Source organism: Cognatiyoonia sediminum (assembly GCF_900129845.1).
GTDB classification, from domain to species: domain Bacteria; phylum Pseudomonadota; class Alphaproteobacteria; order Rhodobacterales; family Rhodobacteraceae; genus Cognatiyoonia; species Cognatiyoonia sediminum.
In genome coordinates this window covers 1-2382 of sequence record NZ_FQXB01000011.1, presented here as the reverse complement: position 1 = coordinate 2382, position 2382 = coordinate 1, and the positions used below count along the sequence as shown (strand labels likewise).

The 2382-nt window shown below is 57.3% G+C and carries 3 protein-coding genes and 1 pseudogene; all 4 read right to left on the bottom strand.

From position 1 onward, the window contains the following. Nucleotides 1–79 (bottom strand): annotated as a pseudogene (locus BUA85_RS16645) (sulfopyruvate decarboxylase subunit alpha); the annotation flags it as partial. Between the two features lie 33 nt (nucleotides 80–112). Beyond that, complete coding sequence (locus BUA85_RS16425) at nucleotides 113–523, bottom strand: universal stress protein (RefSeq protein ID WP_072903048.1); 411 nt, start codon at nucleotides 521–523, stop codon at nucleotides 113–115. Between the two features lie 20 nt (nucleotides 524–543). Continuing rightward, on the bottom strand, nucleotides 544–1524 hold the full coding sequence (locus BUA85_RS16420; protein ID WP_072903046.1) for an alcohol dehydrogenase catalytic domain-containing protein: 981 nt from the start codon (nucleotides 1522–1524) through the stop codon (nucleotides 544–546). Beyond that, complete coding sequence (locus tag BUA85_RS16415) at nucleotides 1521–2282, bottom strand: SDR family NAD(P)-dependent oxidoreductase (protein WP_072903045.1); 762 nt, start codon at nucleotides 2280–2282, stop codon at nucleotides 1521–1523. Before BUA85_RS16415 ends, BUA85_RS16420 begins: the two co-directional genes overlap by 4 nt. Nucleotides 2283–2382 lie beyond the last annotated feature (100 nt).

Below are 2382 nucleotides of genomic sequence, written 5' to 3'. Positions count from 1 at the left end.
GCTGCTTGCAGGGCACGGTGGTCACAAAAGAGATGTCATTCGCAACAAGATCATCCGTGATCTTTTTGTCGATGTTCATCGATAGTCCTTTCTTGAGAGCGGGTAAGCGCTGCTAAGTTGTGCGGTATACATGAACGGCGCATGGCGCGTGGCGAACCACACGCGCGGCAGTAGAGCCCAGCAAATAGTCGCTGAACCCGGGTTTGTGCGAGCCCATCACGATACATTCCACATCATTGGCTGCGGCATAATCGATGATGCTGCGGTAGGTATGTCCCATAACCATCTCGGTCTGGATATCCTCCAGATGGGCGGTTTTGGCCTCCAACTGCGCAATGGCATTATCGACTGCTTGTTTTTTCACATCGGCATCGAGGTAGGTCTGCACCGACCCTTGCGGGGCTTCGTAGACGTGAAGCGCCACGATGTTTCCATCGGGACCGGCAAGCGCTTTGGCAATTTCCAAAGTCTTCTCTGAAAGGCCGTGGTCTAAAGCCATTGGAACTAAGATTTTCTTATACATCTTTGGTCTCCTCAGCCCGATCAAGTTCCGGGCAATAAAACAATTTTTGGGGCGGCCACCTGCCCCGCGCGAATGTCTTTGAAGGCTTGAGCGCCTTCCGATAGGCCCCGCAGCTCAATCCAATTGACATCTCCTAGACGGCCATCAAAGAGGGCTTCGGCGGTGTCACGGAAATCCTGTGCGGTGTAGGTATAAGTGCCGATGAAGGTAATCTCTTGCAACGTCGCGCGGCGAATATCAAAGCCTCCGTCGCTGTCCCCTAGGCCGACATGTGCGATCACGCCCCCGGGTTGGGTATGAGCGCTGGCAACAGCCCGCGTGGCAGAGAAGCCAACTGCATCCACCACCATCGGGTATTTGCCTTCGGCCGCGGCTACAGTGTTCTGCCCACAAAGATCTCGCAAAAAGGCGCGGCGTTCTGGATTGGGCTCAACGACCGTGACATCATTAATCCCTTGCGCTTTGAACGCCAATGCGGCGGCGAGACCGATGGCACCGCCACCGATGACCAATGCCGTTCGGTCCATCGCTGGATGGATGGCTTCCAATGTCAATCGGACGGTGTGCCAACTCACTGCGAGCGGTTCGACCAAGGCTGCCGTCGTCAGCGGCACATGATCTGGCACTTGGACAAGATTGCGTTCCGGCATCGCAACGAGTTCGGCAAAGGCTCCTTCTCGCGGTGGCATCGAGATGATTTGCCGGTCGGGGCAAAGGTTTTCGCGACCCGCGCGTGAGGCCGCAGAATCGGGGTTGATCACAAGCGGATTAATGGTGACGCGCATGCCATCTTTTGGTCCGCCGACGATAACGCCCGCCGCCTCGTGCCCCAAGATCAGCGGCGCCGGACGCCTTGCATCATGGCCGAGATAGGCGTGCATATCGGATCCGCAGATACCCACCGCATCAACGCGGATCAGATGTTCATCTGCTTGCGGCGTCGCATCGGGCACATCGCGGTACCCAAGTGTTTCAACACCATCATAAACCAGTGCTTTCATTTTGCGGTGAACCCTCCATCAACCATGAGGACCTGACCTGTCACATAGGAGGATGCGTCAGAGCACAGAAACAAGATCGGGCCATCCATGTCAGACATCTCGCCATTTCGCCCGATGCATGTTTGTGCCGCATTTCGCGCCGCTCGGTCTGGATCGTCAAATACCGCTTGGGTCAGTTCGGTTGGGAAAAACCCGGGGCCGATGGCGTTAGCGGTGATACCATAGCGCGACCAAGCCTCGGCCATCGCGCGGGTCAATTGTGCGACGCCGCCCTTGGTGGCCCCATAGGCGATGCCGCCGGGAAACGCGCGAGTGGTTTGCAGCGAGGCAAAGTTCACGATCCGGCCCCAACCTTTTGCTTTCATCGCAGGTACAAAAGCACGGCTTAGAAAGAATGGAGTGCTGAGGTTTAGGGCCAAGGTCTGATCCCAACCTTTATCAGTCACATCATCAGCGGGTTCGCGGGTGTTGACGCCCGCGGCGTGGATGACAATATCTGGCGGGCCGAAAGGCTCTGAGATAGCAGCAGCCATGGCATCCAGCTTGTCACGGTCAGCGACATCTGCCGCAACAGCTGCTCCCTTCGCACCGAGTTCGTCGCAAAGACTGTCCAGAGCTGATTGTCGTCGCGCAACGCCAACGACATTCGCTCCGGCGGCGGCAAGAGCACGAGCTGCTTGTCGCCCAAGGCCGGAACTTGCGCCAGTGATACAGGCCACGCGACCTGACAAATCAAAAAGATCGCGCGGATCGTTCATTGGTCTATTCAGCCGCCGTTAGATCAAAGTTCTGCCCTGGGAAGTATTTGGCGAGGCGGACGTCTGCGGCGCGGGCGTGGCCTTCCATGCCTTCGAGGCG

Bases quoted from the DNA above. Each gene is read 5' to 3' on its own strand.
- BUA85_RS16425 (WP_072903048.1), bottom strand. From the start codon at position 523: ATGTATAAGAAAATCTTAGTTCCAATGGCTTTAGACCACGGCCTTTCA.
- BUA85_RS16420 (WP_072903046.1), bottom strand. From the start codon at position 1,524: ATGAAAGCACTGGTTTATGATGGTGTTGAAACACTTGGGTACCGCGAT.
- BUA85_RS16415 (WP_072903045.1), bottom strand. From the start codon at position 2,282: ATGAACGATCCGCGCGATCTTTTTGATTTGTCAGGTCGCGTGGCCTGT.